The sequence below is a fragment of the Microbacterium sp. NPDC080005 genome (genome assembly GCF_040702445.1).
Classification (GTDB): Bacteria; Actinomycetota; Actinomycetes; order Actinomycetales; family Microbacteriaceae; genus Microbacterium; species Microbacterium oleivorans_D.
Genome location: NZ_JBFBLD010000001.1, coordinates 65,604 through 89,327 on the forward strand (window position 1 = coordinate 65,604; position 23,724 = coordinate 89,327).

The following is a 23,724-nucleotide window of genomic DNA, read 5'->3' on the forward strand; positions in this document are numbered from 1 at the left end:
ATGACCTCCTCGACGCATCCCCGCTTGTCCACCGCCCGCTCCCTCGCCCGCCTGATCCCCTTCGCGAAGCCCGTGCTGCCGCGTCTGGGACTCGGTGCCCTCAGCGCGCTCATCGCGAGCCTGCTGGGTCTGACCATCCCGCTCGTCCTCGAACAGATCGTCGGCACGAACGGCCCCATCGCCTCCGGTGACCCGTGGCTCATCGCCCTCGGCGGCGGCGCCGTGCTGCTGCTCGGCCTGCTCGAGGCCCTCATGGTGTGGGCGCGTCGGTGGTTCGTCCTCTCACCCGCGACCGCCGTCGAGTACGAGCTGCGCACCGACTTCTACGCGCGGTTGCAGCGACTGCCGGTCGCCTTCCACGACCGCTGGCAATCGGGCCAGCTGCTCAGCCGGATGATGCAGGACATCGGCCTCATCCGACGCTGGATGGCATTCGGTGTCGTCCTGCTCGTCGTGAACATGATCACGATCGTCGTCGGCTCGGCGATCCTGTTCAGCTGGCACTGGCTGCTGGGGACGATCTTCGTCGTGGTCTCCGCGCCGCTGTGGGTCGCAGGCTACGTCTTCGAGAATCGCTACGGCATCCTCTCCCGCCAGAGCCAGGACCAGGCGGGCGACCTGGCCACCGCCGTCGAGGAGTCGGTCCACGGCATCCGCGTCCTCAAGGCCTTCGGCCGTGGCAGTCACGCCCTGCGCAAGTTCACCCGGCAGGCCGAGACGCTCCGTCAGACCGAGATCAGCAAGGCGAAGGCGGTCGGCTGGATCTGGTTCTGGCTCGTGCTGCTGCCCGACATCGCCTTCGCGCTGTGCCTGGGCGCGGGCATCTACCTGGTCTCGACCGGGCAGATCGACACCGCCGCGCTCATCGCGTTCTTCGCGATGGCGACCATTCTGCGCTGGCCCGTCGAGTCGATCGGCTTCCTGTTCTCCTTCCTCGTCGATGCCCGCACCGCGACCGACCGCATCTTCGAGGTCTTCGACGAGCAGAACACGATCGTCGATCCGGAGAACCCGGCGACGATCAGCGAACCCCGAGGGGAGCTGGTCTTCGAGGGGGCGCGCTTCCGGTATCAGGATGCGGCGGCCACCGAGCGCGACCTGCTCGACGGCATCGACCTGTCGCTGCAGCCGGGGGAGACCATGGCGCTCGTCGGTCTGACCGGGTCGGGGAAGACGACACTCACCACGCTGCCGGGACGTCTGTACGACGTCACCGGCGGGCGCGTCCTGCTCGACGGCGTCGACGTGCGCGATCTGTCGCTCACGGAACTGCGCCGTCACGTCGGCATGGCCTTCGAGGATGCGACGCTGTTCTCGCAGACCGTCCGCGAGAACGTGCTGCTCGGCCGTGAGGACCTCGATCCGCGCAGCGCCGAGGGCGAGCGCGTCCTGCGCGAGGCCCTGCAGGTCGCGCAGGCGGCATTCGTCGACGACCTGCCCGACGGTGTCGACACCGTCATCGGCGAGGAGGGGCTCAGCCTCTCAGGTGGCCAGCGTCAGCGTCTCGCGCTCGCTCGCGCGGTCGCCGCGCGGCCCGCCGTGCTGGTGCTCGACGATCCGCTGTCGGCGCTCGACGTCGACACCGAGGCGCTCGTCGAGGACGCATTGCGTGTCGTCCTCGCCGAGACCACGGCACTCGTCGTCGCTCACCGGCCCTCCACCGTCACGCTCGCCGACCGCGTCGCACTCCTCGAGGAGGGGCGCATCACCGCCGTCGGCACGCACTCCGAGCTCCTGCGCACCAGCGAGCACTACCGGCACGTCATCTCGAGTCTCGAGGACGAGCAGGAACGTCAGCACGAGAGGGAGGTGTCCCTGTGAGCACCGTCACGGGCACCAGCGGCGAAGACCGCTCCGATTACACCCGCGAGGAGAGTCGGCAGATCCGGCGCCGCTCGCTGCGACTGCTCGGGTCGCTGGTCACACCGCTGAAGATGCAGCTCGTCCTCGCGGGGATCGTGCTCGTCGTCTCGACGGTCCTGCGTGTCGCGGGTCCCGCGCTGGTCGGCTGGGGCATCGCCAACGCCCTGCCCGCCGTCCAGAAGGAAGCCGACTGGATGCCGACGATCGCCGTCGTGGCGGTCTTCCTCGTCTCGGCGGTCGGCGGTGCCGCGCTCATCGGCTGGTACGCCGTCGTGGTGGCCCGGCTGACGCAGGCGGTGATGCTCGACCTCCGCAAGCGGATCTTCCTGCACACGCAGAAGCTCAGCCTCGAGTTCCACGAGTCGTACACGTCGGGGCGCATCATCTCGCGGCAGACGAGCGACCTCGACACGATCCGCGAGCTCCTCGACGGCGGACTCAACGAGCTCGTCTCGGGCCTGCTCTACGGCGGTTTCACCCTCGTCGCACTGATCCTGCTCGACTGGCAGTCCGGCCTCCTGCTCGCGTTCATGGGCATCCCGCTGTTCTTCCTCATGCGGTGGTTCTATCTGCGCTCGCAGGTCGTCTACCGCGAGTCCCGCGTCGTGAGCGCGAAGGTGATCGTCAAGTTCGTCGAGACGATGACCGGTATCCGTGCCGTCAAGGCGTTCCGCAAGGAGCCGGCCAACGACGGCGAGTTCGGTGGTCTCGCGAGCGACTACCGCGACATCAACATGCGCTCGATCCGCCTGTTCGGGACCTTCGAGCCCGCGATGATGGCGCTCGCGTCGTTCGCGCTGGCCGCGGTCGTCCTGTGGGGCGGTCTCCGCGTCGTCAGCGGCGCGCTGGAGCTCGGCTTCCTGCTGTCGGCCGTCCTGTACGTGCGCAACTTCTTCGCGCCCATGCAGGAGGTCGCGTTCTTCCTGAACTCCTACCAGTCGGCCACGGCCGCGCTGGAGAAGGTGTCGGGCGTGCTGGAAGAGGACCCGACGGTCCCCGACCCGACGAAGCCGGTCGACCTCCGTCAGGCGACGGGCCATCTGCGCTTCGAGGACGTGACGTTCGGATACTCGGAGTCCAAGACGATCCTGCCGCACTTCCAGCTCGACATCCCGGCGGGCCAGACGATCGCCCTCGTGGGCACCACCGGTGCCGGCAAGTCCACGCTCGCCAAGCTCGTCGCGCGGTTCTACGACCCCACGAAGGGTGCCGTGACCCTCGATGGCGTCGATCTGCGGGAGCTGCACCCCAAGGATCTGCGTCGCGCGATCGTGATGGTGACGCAGGAGGCCTACCTGTTCAGCGGGACGGTCGCCGACAACATCGCCCTCGGCAAACCTGACGCGACGATGGACGAGATCCGCGCCGCGGCGCGCGCCGTCGGTGCGGACGGCTTCATCGAGAAGCTGCCTGACGGCTACGACACCGACGTGAACAAGCGCGGCGGGCGCGTCTCGGCCGGTCAGCGTCAGCTGATCTCGTTCGCGCGCGCCTTCCTGGCCGACCCCGCGGTGCTGATCCTCGACGAGGCGACGGCGTCGCTCGACATCCCGAGCGAGCGGCAGATCCAGGAGGCCCTCAGCACCCTGCTCGCCGATCGGACGGCGATCATCATCGCGCACCGTCTGTCGACGGTGGCGATCGCCGACCGGGTGCTCGTCATGGAGCACGGCCGCATCATCGAGGACGACACCCCCGATGCCCTCATCGCGGGCACGGGCAAGTTCGCCCAGCTGCACCGCGCATGGCGGGAGTCGCTCGTCTGACCGCCGACGACGTGACGGATGCCGGGGCCTTCGGGTCCCGGCATCCGTCGTTCCGGCGCGAGCCGTCGCGGGACTCGATGAAAGCGTGGGGGGCCATCCGGACAGCGTGCCTGGCGGGCGGCGTGGGTCAGCGCGGTGAGGAGCGGTGCAGGGCGGGACTGAGCGGATGCGTCGCAGACAGGTCGGCGAGGGCGAGAGCGCCGTCGATCCCGGCGCCGCGCGGAGGCACCAGGGTGAGAGCGCGGTCGTCGGCGAGTGCGACGGTGAACGCCTCGCGCAGCGTCGACGACGCGAACACGCCGCCGATCGCGCACACCGGCAGTACTCCGGCCTCGTCCCGCACGCGGTCCGCTCCGGTGCGGACGCTGTGCGCGAGTTCACGCGCCGCGCGTTCGGAGATGTCCCGTGCGACGGCGTCTCCGGCGTCGGCGGCTTCCGCCACGGCCCGGGCGAACGAGGCGACGATCCGCACGCGATCGGGGTCGGCCTGCAGCAGCATGTAGGCCTGCGTCAGGTCCGGCCAGCGTCCCTGCACGACGTCGGTGAGCGTCGTCACCGGGCCGCGGCCGTCGACGGCGCGCATGACGGCGTCCAACGCCGCGCGGCCGAGCCAGTAGCCGCTGCCGGCATCGCCCATGATCCAGCCCCACCCGTCGACACGCGCGGTGCGGGTCGGGCCCACGGCGAGCGTGACGACTCCCGTCCCCGCGGCGACGACCACCCCGGACCCCTCGCCGAGAGCCCCGAGGAACGACGTCGTGGAGTCGTGCGCGAGGATGACGGTGGACACACCGGTCCCGTCGAGCAGATCGAGCAGCGCGTCGGCGTCGGCGTTGTCGTCGGTCAGCCCCGACACTCCTGCCGCGACGACGTCGACGGCCTGGACGGCGACACTCGCGCGGACGACCTCGGCGAGTTGGGGGAGGAGCGCCCTGCCGGTCTGAATGCCGGGGAACGTCAGATCAGCGATGCCGTCGCCGGAGCGCACCTTGATGCCGCTCTGACCGGCATCGATCGCGAGGACGCGGCTCACCGGCCGCCGACCCGCGCCGCGAGGAACTCCGCCTGTCGCAGCCACTGATGAGCCTGCCCGCCCTCGTGCTCGTTGAAGGGGAACACCTCGATCTGCTTGTCGGTACCCGCCCAGGCGTTGAAGGCGGCGAAGACGGTCGACGGCGGGCAGATCGGGTCGAGCAGGGCGACGGAGAAGAGGGATGCCGCATCCGCCCGGGCCGCGAAGCTCACGCCGTCGAAGTACGACAGCGTCTCGAACACGCGCTCCTCGGCGCCGCGGTGCACGGCGAGGTATCGCGCGATCTCCTCGTAGGGGTCGCGTCCGGTCATGCCGACGGCGCGCTCGAAGTGGCAGAGGAACGGCACGTCGGGCATGGCGGCCACAAGGCCGTCGCTGAGGGCTGCGGCGGCGATCGCGATCCCGCCGCCCTGGCTGCCGCCGGTCACGGCGACCTGCGCGGCATCCACCGCGGGCAGCGACCGGACCGCGTCGACCGCGCGCACCGCGTCGGTGAACACACGCCGGTAGTAGTAGGTCTCGGGGTCGTCGATACCGCGCGTCATGAAGCCGGGGAAGGCGGGTCCCGATCCGTGCGGATCGGGGGTCGCGCCGCCCGAGCCCCAGGCGCTGCCCTGGCCGCGGGTGTCCATGAAGAAGTGCGCGTACCCGGATGCCGCCCACCCGAGCCGCTCCACGGGAAGACCGCGACCGCCGCCGTACCCGTTGAACTCGACGACGGCGGGGAGGACGCCTTCACGGTGGGTCGGGAGCAGCAGCCAGCCTTTCACCGGGTCGCCGGCGAAGCCGGGGAAGGTGATGTCGAACGCCTCGATGCCGCGCAGGGGCGTTGACACGGGCGTGACGACGGGTGCGCCGCCTGCGTCGCGGGCGCCCGCGACGGTCGTCGACCAGAAGTCGTCGAAGTCGGCAGGGACGCGGACCTCCGGGCGGTAGTCGCGAAGGTCGGGCAGGGCGAGATCGAAGCGCGGCACGCGCTCACCCTAGCGGTCCTCGGCCCGACGCCGCAGGGTGGTGGTCAGCCTCGCAAAGATATCTCGACATCGAGAGAAACGGAGGTGGTGCGATACGCTGAGACCGATCCGCGACGCCCTTTTCTTGGAGACGACACGTGCCCGATTCCACCATCATCTACACCTACACCGACGAGGCGCCGGCGCTGGCGACGGCGTCCTTCCTGCCGATCGTCGAAGCGTTCGCAGGCAAGGCGGGCGTCGGCATCGAGACGCGCGACATCTCGCTCGCCGGCCGCATCCTGGCGGCCTTCCCGCAGAACCTGACGCCCGAGCAGCAGGTGGGCGACGCGCTGGCCGAGCTCGGCGGTCTCGCGACCCTCCCCGAGGCGAACATCATCAAGCTGCCGAACATCTCGGCATCCATTCCGCAGCTCAAGGCGGCCATCGCCGAGCTCCAGGCCGCGGGCTGCGACATCCCGGACTATCCGGACGAGCCGAAGGACGTCGCCGAGAAGGACGTCCGCGCCCGCTACGACCGCATCAAGGGGTCCGCGGTGAACCCGGTCCTCCGTGAGGGCAACAGCGACCGCCGTGCGCCGCTGTCGGTCAAGAACTACGCGCGCAAGCACCCGCACCGCAACAAGGCGTTCGCGGACGGCTCGAAGACCCGCGTCGCCACGCTCGGTCACGACGACTTCAAATCCAATGAGACCTCGACGGTCATCGAGAACGACGACGTCCTGACCATCCGCTTCACGGGCGAGGACGGCACCGTGACCGAGCTGAAGTCGGGCCTGAAGGTCCTGCCCGGCGAGGTCGTCGACGCGACGTTCCTCTCGGCGAAGGCCCTCGACGCCTTCCTCGCCGACACGATCGCGCAGGCTGCGGCCGACGACGTGCTCTACTCCGTGCACCTGAAGGCCACGATGATGAAGGTCAGCGACCCGATCATCTTCGGCCACGTCGTGCGCGCGTTCTTCGCCGACGTCTTCTCCCGCTTCGGCGACCAGCTCGCCGCGGCCGGTCTCACCCCAAACGACGGCCTCGGCGCGATCCTCGCCGGTCTCGGCGGCGTCGAGGGCGGCGACGAGATCCGCTCCGCGTTCGAGGCGGCCATCGCGAACGGCCCGCGCCTGTCGTACGTCAACTCCGACAAGGGCATCACGAACCTGCACGTCCCCTCCGACGTGATCGTGGACGCCTCGATGCCGGCTCTCATCCGCAACGGCGGCAAGCTGTGGGGTGCCGACGGCGGCGAGGACGACACGATCGCCGTCATCCCCGACTCGTCCTACGCGGGGGTCTACCAGGCCACGATCGACGACGTCATCGCCCACGGCCCGCTCGACCCCGCCACGATCGGCTCGGTGCCGAACGTCGGCCTCATGGCGCAGGCCGCCGAGGAGTACGGCTCGCACGACAAGACGTTCGAGATCGCCGCGGCCGGCACGGTCGAGGTGGTGAACTCGGCGGGGGAGACCCTCCTCTCGCACGACGTGCAGCCGGGCGACATCTGGCGTGCCACGCAGACCAAGGACATCGCGATCCGCGACTGGGTGAAGCTCGCCGTCACGCGCGCCCGTGCGACGGCTGTGCCGGCCGTCTTCTGGCTCGACGAGGACCGCGCCCACGACGCGAACCTCATCGCGAAGGTGAAGACCTACCTCGCCGACCACGACACGGACGGCCTCACGATCGAGATCCTCGCTCCGGCCGACGCGACGCGCTACTCGCTCGAGCGCATCCGCCGCGGCGAGGACACCATCTCGGTCACCGGCAACGTGCTGCGCGACTATCTCACGGACCTGTTCCCGATCCTCGAGGTCGGCACGAGCGCCAAGATGCTCTCGATCGTCCCGCTGCTCGCCGGTGGCGGACTGTTCGAGACCGGCGCGGGCGGTTCGGCCCCCAAGCACGTGCAGCAGCTCGTCGCGGAGAACTACCTCCGCTGGGACTCGCTGGGCGAGTTCTTCGCTCTCGCCGCCTCGTTCGAACACCTCGCCGACTACACCGGCAACCCCCACGCCAAGGTCTTGGCCGACACGCTGGATGCAGCGACTGGGACCTTCCTCGAGGAGGACAAGTCGCCCGGTCGTGCCCTCGGCACGATCGACAACCGCGGCAGCCACTTCTACCTCGCCACCTACTGGGCGCAGGAACTGGCCGGCCAGAGCGTCGACCCGGAGCTGGCGGCCGCGTTCGCGCCCGTCGCCGAGGCGCTGCGTGCGAACGAGGAGGCCATCGTCGCCGAGCTGGTCGCCGTGCAGGGTTCGCCCGCCGAGATCGGTGGCTACTACCGCCCCGACCCCGCTCTGGTCGAGAAGGTCATGCGCCCGTCGGCGACGCTGAACGGCATCATCGACGGACTCTGATCCGCGCAGACGGATGCCCCGGCCGCATGAGCGGGCCGGGGCATCCGTGCGTTCGGGGGAGCGTCAGACCCGGATCTGTGCGACGACCTCGCCGTACTCGGTCTCGTCGACGGGGGTGAAACCGACGCGACGGAAGAATGCGTCCGGGCCGCCCTCGCCGGCCTCGTAGATGACGTTGACGTGGTCGAACCCTCGCGCGCGTGCCTCGGTCGTGAGCTGTTCGACCGCGTAGCGTCCGACACCGCGACCCTGATCGTCGGCATCCACGTTGATCCGCCACAGCACCGAGCGGAAGTGATCATGCGGGGCGTCGGCGTCGAAGCCGGCGCTGACGAAGCCGACCACCTCGTCACCGTCGAGGATCACGCGCTGCCACGAGGTGGCAGGGTCGACGACGGTCGCGGCGATCGCATAGCTCTCGGGGGCGATGAAGCGTTCTTGGCCCGGCTTGAGCGAGAGGGTGTTCACGGCGACGATCGTCGACGCCGACAGTTCTTCCACGCGGAGGTCAGCCATGAGCACAGGCTAACGGTGATCCGTGCCCGTCGCACTTGGACGACGGATGCCGGGTGTCAGATGACGTTCAGGAGTGGATCCAGACGTCGCCGCCGTTCGGCATCCAGTCGTACAGCTGCTTGGCGAGGGCGGGCGGCATGTTCACGCAGCCGGCGCTCATCTGGTTGCCGAAGTTGTTGTGCCAGTAGGCGCCGTGGAAGGCCTGGTTGCCGTTGAAGTACATCACCCACGGGACGTCGGGCTGCGTGTACTTCGTCCCGGTGTCGCGCGAGGTTCCGGTCATGTCCTGCAGCGGCGTGCGCCACCCGATGGAGTACCGACCGGTGAAGGTCACAGCGCCGTCGCGACCGCTCGAGATGAGCCAGGTGTCGACGACCTTGCCGTTCTCCTTGAGATACAGCCGCTGCTCGCTGAGGTCGACCTCCGCCAGGCGCACCGTGCTGACCGTCTCGCGCGGTGTCACGTCGACCGGGAGGGCGTACGACGCGTCGCCCGTGGCGAGCTGATCGGCGAAGTCGCGCGCGACACCGGAGGTGTCGCCGAGGACGCGGCCGTCCTGCCCTTCGACGATCGTCTTCAGGACCTCGCCGGCCTCGCTCGTCAGGACCTCGGCCGTCGCCGGATCCTGGTTGACGACCTCCGGCAGCTTGTCGACGGCGAGCTGGATCGCTGCCGCATCCGCGGTCATCGTGAAGGCACCGGAGGCGTCCGGCTGGACGGTCATCCAGGACGCCAGCTCGGATGCGGGGATCGGGACGGCGCGGTCGTCACCGGCGTAGAAACCGGCCTCGGCGATCATCCCGTTGAGGCTCTCGACTGCCGCCTCCGCGGCCGCGGTCGTGACGGTGGCCGGCACCGCTTCCGGCGTCGCCGGCACGGTCACCGTCGATTCGCCGGCGACGAGGGCCGACGCGAGGGCGGAGCTGACAGCGTCGAGCGAGATGCCCGAGCCGTCGACGGCCGGGGTGCTCACGTAGGCGCCGTCCTGGAACGTCACGGTCGCGGGGGTCGGGTCGACGTACGCCTCGGGCAGAGCGGCGCGCAGCGTCGTCGCGGCGCGCTCGGTGTTCAGACCGACCGTCGGTTCGCCGTATTCGGCGAACCAGGAGGTCACGTTCCACAGGGGGCTGCCCGCGAAGGCTTCGTCAGCCAGAGCGGATGCGTCGACGGTGGCGCCCAGGTCAGCGGCGGACACCGTGGGCCCGCCCTCGCCGAGACTGACCTGGATGGAGGAGAGGCGCGAGGAGATCGAATCCGCGGCCATGCCGGTGGTCTGGCCTCCGACGGGCACGCCGGCGGCGGTCGTCCCCGGCGCGATCAGGATGAGCGAGCACACCGTCGTGGCCGTCACGACCGCCGCGACGGGCAGCCCGATCTTCAGCCAGAGGCGGCGCGGACGTGGTGCCGGCTCGGCCGGTGCCCAGCGGATGTCGAGGTGCTCGCCCGAAGCGGGCGCGTCGCCGGCGTCCTGGCGTGTGATGGTCTCCGACATCGGTCTCCCCCGAGCTGCGGCCCGGCGTTCCGGACGCCACGGGGATGCGGGGTCTCGTCGTCAGGCGAATGTCGCTTCAGGAAATGGTACGTGACGAGGGCGTATCGCCGGTCATCCGCTGCACAGATCGTGATACTCGGCGACGCCCGTCCGGATGCGGTCGGCGGCGTCGGCTAGACCCATGGCGCCCGAGATGTCTCCCTCTGCGGCCGCCTCCGTCGCGTCGGCGAGGACGTCGAAACCAGCCCTCAGATCGGCGGCGACCTCCTCGACGCGGACGTTGTCGAGCGTGGCGGCGACCTCCTCGAGGTGGTCCCGCACGTCAGCGGTCGCTGCCGCGGTGGTGGACGGATCGGCGGCATCCGCCTCCGCGAAGGCCGCCATCGCCGCGTCGACCGCATCGGCGAGGACCGCGCACGCGGCGGTCACAGTCTGCCCGTCGGCGACCTCATCGGGCTGCGCGGAACACGCGGCGCCGAGCGCGGCGATGACCCCGGCGAGGCCCAGGGACACGGTCACGCGGAGACGGCGGGATGCGGGCACGGCGGACCTCCTCGGGGCTCGGTACCGTTCGAGACTGCCACGCTCGTCCTGAGGAACGTTGGAGAGGGTCTGTCCGCCGGATGACACCACCGCAGCCCCACCCGTATGGTGAGGCCATGCAGCGCACAACGGTGTGGTCGTGGCTCATCGGCGGTCTCCTCCTCGTGATCCACAGCGTCCTCGCGGTCCTGGCGGCGCTCGCCGTGAGCGCAGGGGACCCGGTGTCGGTGCCGATCGAGCTCCTGGCCGCCCTCCTGGTGGCGGCGACCTGCGCGGTCTATGCGTTCGGGCTGCGGCCGGAGGAGAGCGTCGTGGCACGTCGGCCCGCCGGTGTGGCGGTCCTCCTGGTCCTGGCCGCCTTCGTGGTCGCGCACGCCGTGTGGTGGGCCGGTCCCACCGGTTACGCGGCCGGTGCCGGCGCCGGGCCCACTGCGGCGCTCGGCGACGTCGTGAGCTTCGTCCTGGCGATCGGGGGCGCCGTCGCGATCCAGCGGGTCGGCGTCATCCCTCGGCCGTGGAGCCGGATCCCCCTCGCCGCGCTCGTGCTCGGACTCCTGCTCGCGGTGATGTTCGCCGTCGTCCCGGTCGTCGCGCCCGGTTCGGGCGGTCCGGTCGGAGTCCTGCCCGCGACCATTCCCGGCGTCGTGGGGATCGTCTCCATGGTGCTCGCGGTGACGACGCGACCGGCGTCGCCCCGGGTCACGACGGCGCCGGCGGGGGCCGCCGTCCGTCAGGGCTGAGCCGCGAACACCTTCCCCGGGTTGAGGATGCCGGCCGGGTCGAACACGCCCTTGATACCGCGCTGCAGCGACCACTGATCGGGGCCGAGCTCGTCGGCCAGCCAGCGGCTCTTGAGCACACCGATGCCGTGCTCGCCGGTGAGCGTTCCGCCGAGGGCGATCGCCGCCCGGAAGAGCGCATCGGCGGCGCTCCACACGCGGTCGGGGACCTCGTCGCCGTCGAAGATGAAATTGGGGTGCAGGTTGCCGTCGCCGGCATGGCAGACGGTGGGGATCGTCAGCCCGAACTCCGCCTCGATGCGCGCGATCTCGTCGAACATCGCAGGAAGAGCGCTGCGAGGGACCGAGACATCCTCGATGAGCGCGGTGCCCAGGCTCTCCATCGCCGGATGCATCGCCCGCCGCACCGCCCACAGCTGCGCGGCCTCGGCGTCGTCGGCGGCCAGCCGCACGGACCCGCCCGCCCCCGTCAGGATTTCGGCGACATCGGCCTGCTCCGCGGCGGCGGCGACTCCATCGGTCTGCACGGTGAGCTGGGTCGCGCCCGGTGTGGGGCTCGGCAGTCCGAGCAGTGCGTGCGCGGCCGCCAGGCTCACGGCATCCATGAGCTCCATGATCGACGGCTGCACCCCGGCGGCGGTGACCGCGGCAGCCCCGGCGGCGGCTGCGCGAACGTCGGCGAACTGCGCCGTGAGCGTCCGCGTCGACCCCGGCACCAGGCGCCGGAGCTTGAGGGTCGCGCCGACCACGACGCCGAGCGTCCCCTCCGAGCCGATCATGAGGGCGGTCAGGTCGTAGCCGGTCACGCCCTTGACGCTGCGGTGGCCGGTGCTGATCAGTCGTCCGTCGGCGAGGACGACGTCGAGGGCGAGCACGGCGTCCCGGACGACGCCGTACTTCGCGCACAGGAGACCGCCCGCACCGGTGGCGATGTTGCCGCCGACGGTGGAGATCTCCCGGCTGGCGGGGTCGGGCGCCCACCACAGTCCATGCGGGGCGAGCGCGCGGCCGAGGTCCGCGTTGAGGATGCCGGGCTCGACGACCGCGAGCAGGTCGTCGGGGCGCACCTCGAGGATCCGGTCCATGCCGCGCACCGAGAGCGAGATCTCACCCGTGCCGGTGTTCGCCCCGCCGGCGAGGCCGGTGCCGGCGCCGCGGGTGACGACGGGGGTGCCCGTGGCGGACGCGATCCGCATGGTGGTCTGCACATCTGAGACGGATGCCGCCCGCACGACGGCGAGCGGTCGCCCCGCAGCGCGGTGTCCCGATTTGTCGGCACGGACCGCTTCGAGGGCGGCCTCGTCCGTGTCGACGCGCTCGCCGAGCGCATCGCGGAGGTGAGCGACGACGTCGCTCACGACAGGCGTCGGCGACCCGCCAGCACGCCGACCACGACGGCGACGACCGCGAAGCCGAGGCCGATCCACGTCTGTCCGGCGCTCCACCAGGCGATCGTCGCGGAGAGGTAGATGAGCAGTTCCACGAGTCCGCGCACGAAGGGGTGGACCCGGACGACCGCGCGAGGCGACGCGAACAGGCCCCAGACCACGAGTGTGGCGAGGGGCGTCGCGATGCCGAGGATGACGTTCCACGGAGCGTCCCACGCCGTGAATCCCCAGATCGCGAGCGTCACGACGGCGAACATCGCGCAGAGGAAGCTGAGCAGGTCGAGCGCCGACAGCCGCACCGGGGCGGTCTCGGCGGTGGCGGGCTCCGCGGGTCGTTCGGGACGGACGTGGGGGAGCTCGGACATGCCTCGATCCTACGCGGGACGGGAAGTGTAACGAGTTTGTTAAGAGTGCTTGCAAACGCAAGGGAACGCTTGTGCCGCTCCTATTCGTAAGGTCTACTAACAAACATGTCGACCCCGACGAGACCCGCTCCCGCGACCCGCAGCCGCCGCACCGCGGGCAAGATCCTCCCCGAGCACGCCCGTGCTCACAACCGGGCGCTCGTGCTGCAGTCCTTGTTCTCGCAGGGGGCCATGAGTCGTGCTGATCTCGCCCGCGAGACAGGGCTCACCCGTGTCACCATCTCCGACCTCGTCGGCGGTCTCATCGACGACGGCTACGTGGTGGAGCAGGGGGTGCGCGAAGCCTCCGGACCCGGCAAGCCCGCGATCCTCGTCGACATCGACCGCGGCGGTCACCGCATCGCCGGACTCGACCTCTCGGGGAGCGAGAGCTTCGTCGGCGCCGTCCTCACCCTCGACGGTGAGATCGTCGCGCGCCACAGCGTCCCCGTCCCCACCGATCGTCGCGACGTCTTCGACGCGATCGCGGAGCTCGCGCGAGCCGTCATCGCCGACGCGCACGCGCCGGTCCTCGGCCTCGGCGTCGGAACCCCCGGGGTCGTGGACGATCGGGGCGTCGTCCTCGCGGCGCCCGGATTCGGGTGGACCGAGGTCGATCTGGCCGGGCGTCTCGAGGCCGAGCTCGACCTCCCCGTGCTCGTCGCGAACGACGCGAACGCGGCCGTCCTCGCTGAGCACACCTTCGGGGGCGCCGGCGATGACGTCATCCTCATCCGTGTCGGTCGAGGTGTCGGTGCGGGACTGCTCACCGGCGGCGAGCCCCTCGCCGGCGCTCGCTTCGCCGCGGGTGAGATCGGCCACGTCACCGTCGGGACCGACGGTGGTCCCGCCTGCGCCTGCGGGAAGATCGGATGCCTCGAAGCGTGGCTCGCCGTCCCCGCTCTGACCGAGCGCCTCGCCGCCGCCGCCGACCCGCAGGGCGTGCTCCGCGACGCCGGCGAGCGTCTCGGCATCGCCCTCGCGCCCATCGTCGGCGCCCTCGACCTGTCGGAGATCACCCTCTCCGGCCCCGCCGACCTGCTCGGTGGCACCCTCGCCGAGGCTGCCGCCGAGACGGTACGCACCCGGACCCTCGCCACGTTCCACGACGGGCTCCAGGTGCGCATGTCGGCCCACAGCGAGGACATCGTCCTCCGCGGTGCGGCCGTCATGGTCCTGTCCGGCCGCCTCGGCGTGTCCTGACCCCGCACCACCCGCCCTCCGCGGCGACCCGCCCGGGCCGCCGCATCCCACACAGTGAAGGAACCGCTATGAAGAAGACCCTCGGGGCACTGTCGCTCCTCGGCGCGTCAGCCCTCGTCCTGTCCGGCTGCGCCGGATCCGCCACACCTGCCGCCGGCAGCGCCGAGACCGGTGACCTGACCGTCTGGCTCGTCGGCACCGACACGCCCCAGGACGCCCGCGACTACCTCAAGAAGACCTTCGAGGAGCAGAACGACGGGTGGACCCTCACGATCGAGGAGAAGACCTGGGCCGACACCGCCGAGGGGTATGTCGCGGCCCTGTCGTCCAACGACGCGCCCGACATCGTCGAGGTCGGCAACACGCAGGCGCCCGGCTTCATCTCGCAGGGCCTGTTCGCCGACCTCTCCGGCATCCAGGACGACCTCGGCGGCGACGACATGCTGCAGAGCTTCGTCGACCTCGGCTCGGAGGACGGCACGCTCTACGCCGCGCCCTACTACGCCGGGTCGCGCGTCGTGTTCTACTCGCCGTCGACCTACTCGGGCGAGGTCCCCGCCACCCTCGAGGACTACGTCAAGGACGGTGTCGCGGCCACCACCGCCACGAAGTCCGGCATCTACGCGCCGGGCAAGGACTGGTACAACGCACTGCCCTATGTCTGGGCGAACGGTGGCGAGATCGCCACGCTCGAGGGCGACAAGTGGGTCGGCGGCTTCTCCAGCGAGGGCGGCGTTGCCGGTCTGACGATGCTGCAGGACGTCTACGAGAACGCGACGATCGCTCCCGCCGACGCCGACGAGGCCGACCCTCAGGTCCCCTTCTGCGCCGACGAGGTCGGGTTCCTCTCCGCTCCCGCGTGGGTGAAGTGGTCGATTCTCGCAGCGGCAGACGCCGAAGCACCCGGATGCCCGGACGGTGCCGGCAAGGACCTCGCCGCCTTCGCGCTGCCCGGCATGACCGCTGGTGAGGTCGCGCCCGTGTTCGCCGGTGGGTCGAACGTGGCGATCGCCGCGAAGTCGGACGCGCAGGAGAAGGCGCAGGCGGCGCTCGAGATCATCCTCTCCGAGGGCTACCAGAAGATCCTCGCCGAGAACGGGCTCATCCCGGCGCGCACAGCGTTCGCGCAGTACCTGCCCGACGATGAGATCACCGCCGAGGCGGCGAAGGCCGCAGCATCCTCCAAGGCGGTTCCGGCCAGCCCGAAGTGGGCCGAGGTCGAGTCCGCCGGCATCATCAAGGACGCGCTCGTGAAGATTGCCCAGGGTGGCGACGTCACGCAGGTCGCGACCGAGCTCGACGGCCAGATCGAGTCGATCCTCAACTCCTGACCCTCAGGCGCAGGGGGCGGCGACGCCCCCTGCGCCCCGTCTTCGGAGGATGCCGATGACCGACACCCTGACCCGGCCCGCACCCGCGCGGGCCCCTCGCGACCCTCTCGCCGTCGCCGCGCGCGATCGGGCGCGTCGCCGGAAGGACGGTGCGGCGGCGCTGACGCTGCTCGGCCCCTCCCTCGTGATCCTCGCCGTGATGGTCGGCTATCCGGCCGTCCTCATGGTCGTCCAGTCGTTCACCGACTACTCGATCCGCAACAAGGTGCAGGGCACTCTGCCGGACGTGGTCGGGTTCGCGAACTACCTCGAGGTGTTCACGGCCTCGGACTTCCCGGCCGTCCTCGTGCGCAGCCTCGGGCTCATGCTCGTGATGACGGTGCTCATCGTGGGCTTGGGTGCGCTCGTCGCCGTCCTGATGACCCGTCTGGCCCGGGGGTGGCGGCTCCTCGTCTCGATCGGGCTGCTCCTGGCCTGGGCGATGCCGCCCCTGGCGGCGACCACGGTCTGGGGGTGGATCTTCGACGCCCAGTACGGACTCGTGAACTGGCTGTTCAACACCGTCACCGGCTCCTCGGACTTCACGAACCATTCGTGGCTGCTCGATCCGTGGTCGTTCTTCGTCGTGCTGACGATCATCGTCGTCTGGCAGGGCGTGCCCTTCGCCGCCTTCACGCTCTACGCCGCGCTCGGACAGGTGCCCGGCGAGGTGCTCGAAGCGGCCTCGCTCGACGGGGCGACCGGTTTCCAGCGGTTCCGTCTGGTCGTCTACCCGTACCTCCGCAACGTCGTCACCGTCGTCGTCGTCCTCCAGGTCATCTGGAACCTGCGCATCTTCACTCAGGTGTACACGCTGCAGCAGCGCGGCGGTCTCGTGTCCGAGACGAACGTCCTCGGCACCTACATCTTCCGGCAGGGGGTGGGGGAGTTCGGCGTCACGAGCGCGATCGGCGTGCTGACCGTCATCCTCCTGCTCGCCCTGTCCTGGGGCTACGTCCGCACGACCCTTAAGGAGGAGGAGCTGTGAGCACGCAGATCACGCCTGCCGCTCAGCTGGCGACCGTCGGCGTCGACGAGGTCGCCGGGCCCGTCGGTCACGCGAAGACGCCCGTCCCGGGATCGCTCGCCGTCCGTCGTCGGCGGCGCTCGCCGCTCGGGCGTCTGCTCCTGAACCTCGCCGCCCTGGTCGTGTTCGTCTGCTCGGTATTCCCGGTCTACTGGATGCTGAACATGTCGTTCACGAGCGGCGAGTCGATCATCAGCCGCACCCCGAGCTTCCTTCCGCTGGACTTCACGCTCCGCAATTACGAGACGGCGTGGAACCGTCCGGCGGCGCCGGGGCAGACCGACTTCGTCCACGGACTGCTCAGTTCGGCGGGGGTGACCGTCGGGGTGCTCATCGTCACGCTGCTCGTCGCGTTCCTCGCCTCGATCGCGGTCGCGCGCATCCGCTTCCGGGGTCGGCGATCGTTCATCGTCGCGGTCCTCATCGTGCAGATGATCCCCGGCGAGGCGATGATGTTCACGATCTACGGGATGATCGACGACTGGCGACTCATGAACACCCTCGTCGGTCTCGGCATCGTCTACGTCGCGGCCGTCGTCCCCTTCACGATCTGGACCCTCCGCGGATTCGTCGGCGGCGTGCCGGTCGACCTCGAGGAAGCGGCCATGATCGACGGCTGCACGCGGTCGCAGGCGTTCTGGAAGGTGACCTTCCCTCTGCTGGCGCCCGGACTCGTCGCCACCGGCGTCTTCGCCTTCATCCAGTCGTGGAACGAGTTCACGATGGCGCTCCTCCTGCTGCGCGGACAGAACCTGACCCTGCCGCCGTGGCTGCTGTCGTTCCAGTCCGCGACCGAGGCGACGAACTGGGGTGCGGTGATGGCGGCATCCACCCTCATCTCGATCCCGGTCGTGGTCTTCTTCCTCATCGTTCAGGGCCGGATGTCGGGCGGGCTCGTCTCCGGCGCCGTGAAGGGCTGACGTGCGCATCGGAGTGGATGTCGGTGGCACGAAGACCCTCGCCGTCGCCGTGGACGACACCGGTCGCGTCGTCGCCGAGGAGCGACGGCCGACGGGCTGGGGCGGCCGCGCGGTCGTCGACGGGATCGTCGCGGTCGTCGCAGCGGTCTCGCACGGCGTCCGACCGGACGCGCTCGGCGTCGGCCTGCCGGGACAGGTCTCAGCCGGAGGAGTCGTCCGCCACGCGCTCAACCTCGGTATCGACACCCTGGATCTCGCGGAGGCGGTGAGCGCCGGGGTCGGGGTCCGTCCCCTCGTCGAGAACGACGTGCGCGCGGGCGCCGTGGGCGCGGCATCCCTTCTTCCGGGAGCGGGGTCGATCGCCTACCTGAACCTCGGTACCGGCATCGCCGCCGGCATCGTCCGGGACGGGATGCCGTGGCGCGGCGCCCGCGGTGCCGCCGGAGAGATCGGTCACATCAGCGTGGACCCCGCCGGCGCCGCCTGCACCTGCGGGCAGCGCGGATGCATCGAGGCGCTCGCGGGCGGCGCGGCGGTCGCCGCCCGATGGGCGAGACCCGCCACCCTGCCTGTGGCCGACGTGTTCGACGCCGCGGACGCGGGCGATCCGCTCGCCGCCGCCCTGCGCGCGGACGTCGTGCGCGGCGTCGCCGCGGCCGTCCACCTGCTCGTGCTGACCGCCGACGTGGACCTCGTCGTGCTGGGCGGCGGGGTGTCGCACCTCGGCGAGCGGCTGCGTGAGCCGGTGCGTGCGGCCCTGGCGGCAGCGGCATCCGAGTCGGCCTTCCTCGGCTCGCTGGAGCTGGCCGATCGCGTGGTGCCGACGCCCCGGGGAGCGCCGGTCGGCGCGCTGGGTGCGGCGCTGCTGGCGGGTGCGACTGCGGTGACCGGGGTCTGAGACGGGCCGGGCGTTCCGGATTCGGTCTCTGCGGGCCCCTCACCGTCGAAACGGCCCGTGGTCGTCTGACCCGGGACGACGGCGCGTCCCCCGGGGGCGGAGGGCGCGCCGCGCCGCACCATGGGGCGGATGCCGCGTCAGACCGTCCCGGTGAACACCTGTCGCACCTGCAGATCGGCGTCGAGCAGCACCGCGTCGGCCACGGCGCCGACGGCGAGCGAGCCGAGCTCCGGCCGGCCGATCGTGCGCGCGGGCGTGGAGGTCAGGGCCCGGACCGCAGCCGGAAGCGCGACGCCCGCCGCGACGGCGGTGCGCAGGGCCGCATCCTGCGTGAGCGTCGACCCGGCGATCGTGCCGTCTGCCAGGCGCGCCACGCCGGCCTCCACCGTGACGGCGAGGGACCCGAGACGGTAGGTCCCGTCGGCCGCGCCTGCGGCGGCCATCGCGTCGGTCACGAGGGCAACGCGGCCGGGCGCCGCGGCGAAGAGGATGCGGATGACGTCGCGGTGCACGTGGACACCGTCCGCGATGACCTCGACCGTGACCCGCGGGTCGCCGGTCGCCGCTCCCACCGGGCCGGGGGCGCGATGGTGCAGGCCGGGCATCGCGTTGAACGCGTGCGTGAGCAGGGTGGCGCCGGCGTCGAACGCCTCGCGGGTGAGATCGGCATCGGCGGAGGTGTGTCCCACGGCGACGACCACCCCGGCGCGCGTCATGCGCGTGATCGCCTCGATCGCACCGGGCAGTTCGGGCGCGAGCGTGACCTGCACGAGCGCCCCTCGGGCGGCGGCGATCAGGGCGTCCACGGCGTCGGGCGTCGGGGCGATCAGGAGGTCGGGGTCGTGGGCGCCGTGGTGCCCCCGGTCGAGGAAGGGGCCCTCCAGATGCGCGCCGAGGATCGAGGCATCCGCTTGCGTCAGGTCGGCGATGATGCCGAGGCGTGCCTGCAGATCCGTCAGGGACCCGGCGACGAGGGAGATGACCGCGCGCGTCGTGCCGTGGGCGAGGTGCAGGGCGCGCGCTGCGCGGATCGCGTCCGCTCCCTCTTCGTGTGCCCGTCCGCCGCCGCCGTGCCCGTGCAGATCGATGAAGCCGGGCGTCAGCAGGGCGCCCTCGCCGGCGACCTCCTGGGCGTCGACGATCTCGTCCGCAGGGAGCGCGCGCCACTCGTCACCCGCGCCGGACGCCGTGACGCGACCCCTCTCGGAGCGGATCCACGCGCCCGGGGTCTCGGTGCCCCCGTCGACGAGCCGTGCCGAGTGGATGATGCGGCTCACGCCGTCCACGGCACCTCCCCGAGGGCGGGGAAGCGGATGCCGAGGGTCGTCCACAGCGGACCGAGGCCGCCGACGCGGCCACGGAACGACTCCCACGACCGCTCAGCCCCGCTCGCGGGCGACCAGGCGATCTCGGCCGCGGCGGCGATGCGAGGGAAGGCGAGGGCGTCGATGTCCTCGAGGGTCGCGACGGTCTCGGTCCACAGCGGCGCCTCGACACCCAGGATGGCCTCCTCGCCGATTCCCTCGACGACGCCAGTCGGCTCCCAGCCGTAGGCCCGGGCGAGGCTGGTCGGGCCGTTGGCCCAGGTGAGTCCGAGGGGGGAGTCCGCGGTCGGCTTCATGTCGAGGTAGACCGCGTCCGCGGGCGAGAGGACGAGCCGGCCGCCGCGCTCGGCGAAGGCGCGCGCATGGCGGGCGGCGGCATCCGTCGGCGAGACGAAGCCCCAGAACTGGCCGATCGTGCCGGGGGCGAGGTCCGCCGCGGCGCCGGCCTCGTGCCAGGCGACGGGGGTCTTCCCGAGGGCGGTGATGACGGCGCTCGTCTGCGCGACGAAGCGCGCGAAGTCCTCGGGGTCGGTGCCCAGCGACTCGTCCCCGCCGAAGTGCAGCCACGGGCCGGGGGTGAGTTCCGCGAGTTCGGTGAAGACGTCGCGCACGAAGGCGTCCGTCGCCTCGTCGCCGATGCGGAGGGATGAGAACCCCACGCCGATCCCGGTGTAGGGCTCGCCGGCGACGGGGACCGAGCCCTCCGTGATGACCTCGACGACCGGCGCCGCGGCGATCTCGGGATACGCCAGCCCCACCGCGTGCGTGTGGCCGGGCATGTCGAACTCGGGCACGACCGTCATGTGGCGGGAGGCGGCGTAGGCGACGATCTGTTGGTACTCGTCCTGCGCGTAGAAGCCGCCCGCCGCGCCGTCGACGGCCGTGGCCGATGCCTTCGCGGTGAGCTCGGGGCGCGAGCGCAGCTCGAGGCGCCAGCCCTGGTCGTCCGACAGGTGCAGGTGCAGGACGTTGAGCTTGAGGGATGCCGCCCGGTCGATGTACGTCCGCACTGTGGCGACGTCGTGGAAGTGGCGCGCGACGTCGAGCATCACGCCGCGATACGCGAATCGCGGGGCGTCGGAGATGCGCAGCGACGGCACGACCCATGCGTCGCCGTCGCGGTGGACGAGCTGGCCGAGCGTCTGCACCCCGTAGAAGAGGCCCGCGGCATCCGCTCCCGCGATCCGGATGCCGGTGGCCGACACCTCGAGTCGGTACGACTCGGCCGGGCCCGCGCCGTCGACCGTCAGTGCGATGCCGCCGCCCGTGCCGAGGTCGACGCCGGTGCGGGTCCGGACGAGCGCGCGCAGGTGCTCGGCGGCATCCGGATCACCCGTCACGGTTGCGCCGTCCAGCGCGAAGGGCGCGTCGCCGGTGCGGGCGACGTCTGCGGGAAAGGGCACGAGGGGGAGGGGGAGCAACCGCCACCACCGTTCTGTAAGGCATCCTAACAAAACCGATCGGGCCAGCCTATCAGCGGCGGCATCCGTTATGCTCGCAGTGTCGCGACTGGCGTTGAGGTGGGCTACCACCGGGGAGCGATTGACACGGCATTCGACCGCGCGCCTGGGCCGATGCGAGATAACCCATCCCGAAAGCCGTCGTCAGGAGATCGCATGACCGATTCGCTGTTCAACGCCCCGCTGTCCGAGGTCGATCCCGAGATCGCCGATGTGCTCGAGCGCGAGCTCGACCGTCAGCGCGGGTTTCTCGAGATGATCGCCTCCGAGAACTTCGTTCCCGTCTCGGTGCTGCAGTCGCAGGGCTCCGTCCTCACCAACAAGTACGCCGAGGGCTACCCCGGCCGCCGGTACTACGGCGGCTGCGAGGTCGTCGACGTCGCCGAAGAGCTCGCCATCGAGCGCGCCAAGTCGCTGTTCGGCGCCGAGTTCGCCAACGTTCAGCCCCACTCCGGCGCATCCGCCAACGCCGCCGTCCTGCACGCCATCGCCCGTCCCGGCGACACGCTGCTCGGCCTGTCACTCGACCACGGCGGTCACCTGACGCACGGCATGAAGATCAACTTCTCGGGCCGCCTGTACAACATCGTCGCCTACGGGGTCGACGCCGAGACCTCGCTCGTCGACATGGACGAGGTCCGCCGCCTCGCCGTCGAGCACAAGCCGAAGGTCATCATCGCGGGCTGGTCGGCCTACCCGCGCCAGCTCGACTTCGCCGCCTTCCGCGCGATCGCCGACGAGGTCGGCGCGCTCCTCTGGGTCGACATGGCGCACTTCGCCGGTCTCGTCGCGGCGGGCCTGCACCCCTCTCCCGTGCCGCACGCGCACGTCGTCAGCTCGACGGTGCACAAGACGATCGGCGGCCCCCGTTCGGGCTTCATCCTCACCAACGACGCCGACATCGCGAAGAAGATCAATTCGGCGGTCTTCCCGGGTCAGCAGGGCGGCCCGCTCATGCACGTGATCGCCGCCAAGGCGACCGCGTTCAAGCTCGCGGCATCCGATGACTTCAAGGAGCGCCAGCAGCGCACCGTCTCGGGCGCGGCCATCCTCGCCGACCGGCTCTCGCAGCAGGACGTGAAGGACGCCGGCATCTCGGTCCGCTCCGGCGGCACCGACGTGCACCTCGTCCTGGTCGACCTGCGCGACGCGGCGATCGACGGCAAGCAGGCCGAGGACCTGCTGCACGAGATCCGGATCACGGTCAACCGCAACGCGGTGCCGAACGACCCGCGCCCCCCGATGGTGACCTCGGGCCTGCGCATCGGCACCCCCGCGCTCGCGACCCGCGGCTTCGGCGACGCCGAGTTCACCGAGGTGGCCGACGTCATCGCACTCGCGCTGCAGCCCGGCGCCGACCTCGAGGCGCTCCGCGCGCGCGTCGCGACCCTCGCCGACGCGTTCCCGCTGTACCCCGGCCTCCAGCAGTGAGCCGCGGCATCCGCCCCCTCTTCCGATCGCGAGACTGCGCTCACGCCCCGAGACAGCGGTCTTGGACCGCAGTCTCGAGCTCCCCGTGCAGTCTCGCGGTCGAGGGGCGACGACAGGAGACATCGTGACCGCACAGATCCTCGACGGCAAGGCGGCGTCGGCCGCGATCAAGACCGAGCTCGCGGAGCGGGTGGCCGCCCTCAAGAAGCGCGGCGTGACGCCCGGCATTGCCACCGTGCTCGTGGGGGCCGACCCGGCATCCCAGCTCTACGTCGGTATGAAGCACCGGCAGTCCGAGGCGATCGGGATGAACTCGATCCAGCGCGAGCTGCCCGCCGATGCGACGCAGGAGCAGGTCGAGGCGCTGATCGACGAGCTCAACGCCGACCCGGCGTGCCACGGCTACATCGTCCAGCTGCCGTTGCCGAAGCACCTCGACACCGATCGCATCCTCGAGCGGATCGACCCGGAGAAGGATGCCGACGGCCTCCACCCGACGAACCTCGGTCGCCTGGTGCTCAACGTCAACACGCCGATCACGTCGCCGCTGCCGTGCACGCCGCGCGGCGTCATCGAGCTGCTCATCCGCAACGGCTACGACCTGAACGGCACGCACGTCGTCGTCGTCGGCCGCGGCGTCACGATCGGCCGCTCGATCGGTCTGCTGCTCACGCGCCGCGAGTACAACGCGACCGTGACGCTCACCCACACCGGGACGACCGACCTCGGCGCGCACCTGCGCGAGGCCGACGTCATCGTCGCCGCGGCGGGGGTGAAGCACATCGTCACCGCCGAGCACGTCAAGCCCGGCGCCGCGGTGCTCGACGTGGGCGTCACCCGCGAGGACGACCCCGAGACCGGCAAGAGCCGCGTCTACGGCGACGTTCATCCCGACGTCGCGCAGGTCGCGGGCTGGCTCTCGCCGAACCCCGGCGGCGTCGGTCCCATGACCGTCGCCCTGCTGATGACGAACGTCGTCGAGGTCGCCGAGCGCGCCGCGGGTCTGCGCGACTGACG

Annotated in this window: 20 protein-coding genes and 1 riboswitch; of the genes, 11 read left to right on the forward strand and 9 right to left on the reverse strand. The window is 71.0% G+C overall.

Annotated elements, in window-relative coordinates; all coding sequences use genetic code 11:
* Together AB0259_RS00290 and AB0259_RS00295 are read left to right on the forward strand one after the other, a co-directional pair.
* Positions 1-1,821 carry an ABC transporter ATP-binding protein gene (locus AB0259_RS00290; RefSeq protein WP_366221324.1) on the forward strand — a complete coding sequence of 607 codons (1,821 nt, stop codon included), beginning with the start codon at positions 1-3 and terminating at the stop codon, positions 1,819-1,821.
* Positions 1,818-3,629 (forward strand): ABC transporter ATP-binding protein, encoded by a 1,812-nt coding sequence (locus tag AB0259_RS00295; protein ID WP_251582958.1) that lies wholly within the window; start codon positions 1,818-1,820, stop codon positions 3,627-3,629. Before AB0259_RS00290 ends, AB0259_RS00295 begins: the two co-directional genes overlap by 4 nt.
* Before the next feature lie 127 nt (positions 3,630-3,756).
* Here the strand turns inward: AB0259_RS00295 and AB0259_RS00300 are convergent, their stop codons facing one another.
* The gene (locus AB0259_RS00300; protein ID WP_366221322.1) at positions 3,757-4,662 is read right to left on the reverse strand and encodes a BadF/BadG/BcrA/BcrD ATPase family protein; all 906 of its coding nucleotides are present in this window, start codon (positions 4,660-4,662) and stop codon (positions 3,757-3,759) included.
* A complete protein-coding gene (locus AB0259_RS00305; RefSeq protein WP_366221320.1) occupies positions 4,659-5,636 on the reverse strand; it encodes an acetylxylan esterase in 978 nt (325 codons plus the stop codon). Before AB0259_RS00305 ends, AB0259_RS00300 begins: the two co-directional genes overlap by 4 nt.
* Positions 5,637-5,773: 137 nt before the next feature.
* Here AB0259_RS00305 and AB0259_RS00310 point away from each other — a divergent pair, with 137 nt between their 5' ends.
* Positions 5,774-7,990 carry an NADP-dependent isocitrate dehydrogenase gene (locus AB0259_RS00310; protein ID WP_366221318.1) on the forward strand — a complete coding sequence of 739 codons (2,217 nt, stop codon included), beginning with the start codon at positions 5,774-5,776 and terminating at the stop codon, positions 7,988-7,990.
* Between the two features lie 63 nt (positions 7,991-8,053).
* Here the strand turns inward: AB0259_RS00310 and AB0259_RS00315 are convergent, their stop codons facing one another.
* From AB0259_RS00315 to AB0259_RS00325, 3 genes are all read right to left on the reverse strand, one after another.
* A complete protein-coding gene (locus AB0259_RS00315) occupies positions 8,054-8,506 on the reverse strand; it encodes a GNAT family N-acetyltransferase (RefSeq protein ID WP_366221316.1) in 453 nt (150 codons plus the stop codon).
* A 67-nt stretch (positions 8,507-8,573) separates the two neighbouring features.
* Positions 8,574-9,998 carry a L,D-transpeptidase family protein gene (locus AB0259_RS00320; protein WP_366221315.1) on the reverse strand — a complete coding sequence of 475 codons (1,425 nt, stop codon included), beginning with the start codon at positions 9,996-9,998 and terminating at the stop codon, positions 8,574-8,576.
* Positions 9,999-10,109: 111 nt separating this feature from the next.
* Positions 10,110-10,541: a hypothetical protein gene (locus tag AB0259_RS00325; RefSeq protein WP_366221313.1), complete on the reverse strand. Its 432-nt coding sequence runs from the start codon at positions 10,539-10,541 to the stop codon at positions 10,110-10,112.
* Between the two features lie 116 nt (positions 10,542-10,657).
* On the opposite strand from AB0259_RS00325, the gene AB0259_RS00330 reads away from it, so the two are divergent.
* A complete protein-coding gene (locus AB0259_RS00330; RefSeq protein ID WP_366221311.1) occupies positions 10,658-11,281 on the forward strand; it encodes a hypothetical protein in 624 nt (207 codons plus the stop codon).
* On the opposite strand, the gene AB0259_RS00335 is transcribed toward AB0259_RS00330, so the two are convergent.
* Positions 11,272-12,639, reverse strand: coding sequence for an FAD-linked oxidase C-terminal domain-containing protein (locus AB0259_RS00335; RefSeq protein ID WP_366221309.1), 1,368 nt, complete (start codon positions 12,637-12,639; stop codon positions 11,272-11,274). The two genes, AB0259_RS00330 and AB0259_RS00335, sit on opposite strands and share 10 nt — an antisense overlap.
* Positions 12,636-13,034, reverse strand: coding sequence for a YrdB family protein (locus tag AB0259_RS00340; RefSeq protein WP_251582982.1), 399 nt, complete (start codon positions 13,032-13,034; stop codon positions 12,636-12,638). The genes AB0259_RS00335 and AB0259_RS00340 overlap by 4 nt, the downstream gene beginning before the upstream one ends.
* 105 nt (positions 13,035-13,139) lie before the next feature.
* Here AB0259_RS00340 and AB0259_RS00345 point away from each other — a divergent pair, with 105 nt between their 5' ends.
* The 5 genes from AB0259_RS00345 (at position 13,140) to AB0259_RS00365 (ending at position 18,491) form a co-directional block, all read left to right on the forward strand.
* Positions 13,140-14,276: an ROK family transcriptional regulator gene (locus AB0259_RS00345; RefSeq protein WP_366221307.1), complete on the forward strand. Its 1,137-nt coding sequence runs from the start codon at positions 13,140-13,142 to the stop codon at positions 14,274-14,276.
* 68 nt (positions 14,277-14,344) lie between these two features.
* On the forward strand, positions 14,345-15,607 hold the full coding sequence (locus tag AB0259_RS00350) for an extracellular solute-binding protein (RefSeq protein WP_366221305.1): 1,263 nt from the start codon (positions 14,345-14,347) through the stop codon (positions 15,605-15,607).
* Between the two features lie 55 nt (positions 15,608-15,662).
* Positions 15,663-16,634, forward strand: a complete 972-nt coding sequence (locus AB0259_RS00355) for a sugar ABC transporter permease (RefSeq protein WP_366221304.1) — start codon at positions 15,663-15,665, stop codon at positions 16,632-16,634.
* On the forward strand, positions 16,631-17,593 hold the full coding sequence (locus AB0259_RS00360) for a carbohydrate ABC transporter permease (RefSeq protein ID WP_366221302.1): 963 nt from the start codon (positions 16,631-16,633) through the stop codon (positions 17,591-17,593). The genes AB0259_RS00355 and AB0259_RS00360 overlap by 4 nt, the downstream gene beginning before the upstream one ends.
* 1 nt (position 17,594) lies before the next feature.
* A complete protein-coding gene (locus tag AB0259_RS00365; RefSeq protein ID WP_366221300.1) occupies positions 17,595-18,491 on the forward strand; it encodes an ROK family protein in 897 nt (298 codons plus the stop codon).
* 137 nt (positions 18,492-18,628) lie between these two features.
* Here the strand turns inward: AB0259_RS00365 and nagA are convergent, their stop codons facing one another.
* Positions 18,629-19,777 carry an N-acetylglucosamine-6-phosphate deacetylase gene (nagA, locus tag AB0259_RS00370; protein WP_366221298.1) on the reverse strand — a complete coding sequence of 383 codons (1,149 nt, stop codon included), beginning with the start codon at positions 19,775-19,777 and terminating at the stop codon, positions 18,629-18,631.
* Positions 19,765-21,219, reverse strand: coding sequence for a family 20 glycosylhydrolase (locus tag AB0259_RS00375; RefSeq protein ID WP_366221296.1), 1,455 nt, complete (start codon positions 21,217-21,219; stop codon positions 19,765-19,767). The genes nagA and AB0259_RS00375 overlap by 13 nt, the downstream gene beginning before the upstream one ends.
* Positions 21,220-21,311: 92 nt before the next feature.
* Positions 21,312-21,395, forward strand: a riboswitch (ZMP/ZTP riboswitch).
* 37 nt (positions 21,396-21,432) lie between these two features.
* Between AB0259_RS00375 and glyA the strand changes: the two genes are divergently transcribed.
* Both glyA and AB0259_RS00385 read left to right on the forward strand, forming a co-directional pair.
* On the forward strand, positions 21,433-22,707 hold the full coding sequence (glyA, locus tag AB0259_RS00380; protein WP_366221294.1) for a serine hydroxymethyltransferase: 1,275 nt from the start codon (positions 21,433-21,435) through the stop codon (positions 22,705-22,707).
* Positions 22,708-22,831: 124 nt separating this feature from the next.
* The gene (locus tag AB0259_RS00385; RefSeq protein WP_366221292.1) at positions 22,832-23,722 is read left to right on the forward strand and encodes a bifunctional methylenetetrahydrofolate dehydrogenase/methenyltetrahydrofolate cyclohydrolase; all 891 of its coding nucleotides are present in this window, start codon (positions 22,832-22,834) and stop codon (positions 23,720-23,722) included.
* Positions 23,723-23,724 lie beyond the last annotated feature (2 nt).

Excerpts from the sequence above, each read along its gene's own strand:
- AB0259_RS00290 (WP_366221324.1), top strand. The coding sequence starts at position 1 with ATGACCTCCTCGACGCATCCCCGCTTGTCCACCGCCCGCTCCCTCGCC.
- AB0259_RS00315 (WP_366221316.1), bottom strand. The coding sequence starts at position 8,506 with ATGGCTGACCTCCGCGTGGAAGAACTGTCGGCGTCGACGATCGTCGCC.
- AB0259_RS00320 (WP_366221315.1), bottom strand. The coding sequence starts at position 9,998 with ATGTCGGAGACCATCACACGCCAGGACGCCGGCGACGCGCCCGCTTCG.
- AB0259_RS00330 (WP_366221311.1), top strand. The coding sequence starts at position 10,658 with ATGCAGCGCACAACGGTGTGGTCGTGGCTCATCGGCGGTCTCCTCCTC.
- AB0259_RS00340 (WP_251582982.1), bottom strand. The coding sequence starts at position 13,034 with ATGTCCGAGCTCCCCCACGTCCGTCCCGAACGACCCGCGGAGCCCGCC.
- AB0259_RS00345 (WP_366221307.1), top strand. The coding sequence starts at position 13,140 with ATGTCGACCCCGACGAGACCCGCTCCCGCGACCCGCAGCCGCCGCACC.
- AB0259_RS00350 (WP_366221305.1), top strand. The coding sequence starts at position 14,345 with ATGAAGAAGACCCTCGGGGCACTGTCGCTCCTCGGCGCGTCAGCCCTC.
- AB0259_RS00355 (WP_366221304.1), top strand. The coding sequence starts at position 15,663 with ATGACCGACACCCTGACCCGGCCCGCACCCGCGCGGGCCCCTCGCGAC.
- glyA (WP_366221294.1), top strand. The coding sequence starts at position 21,433 with ATGACCGATTCGCTGTTCAACGCCCCGCTGTCCGAGGTCGATCCCGAG.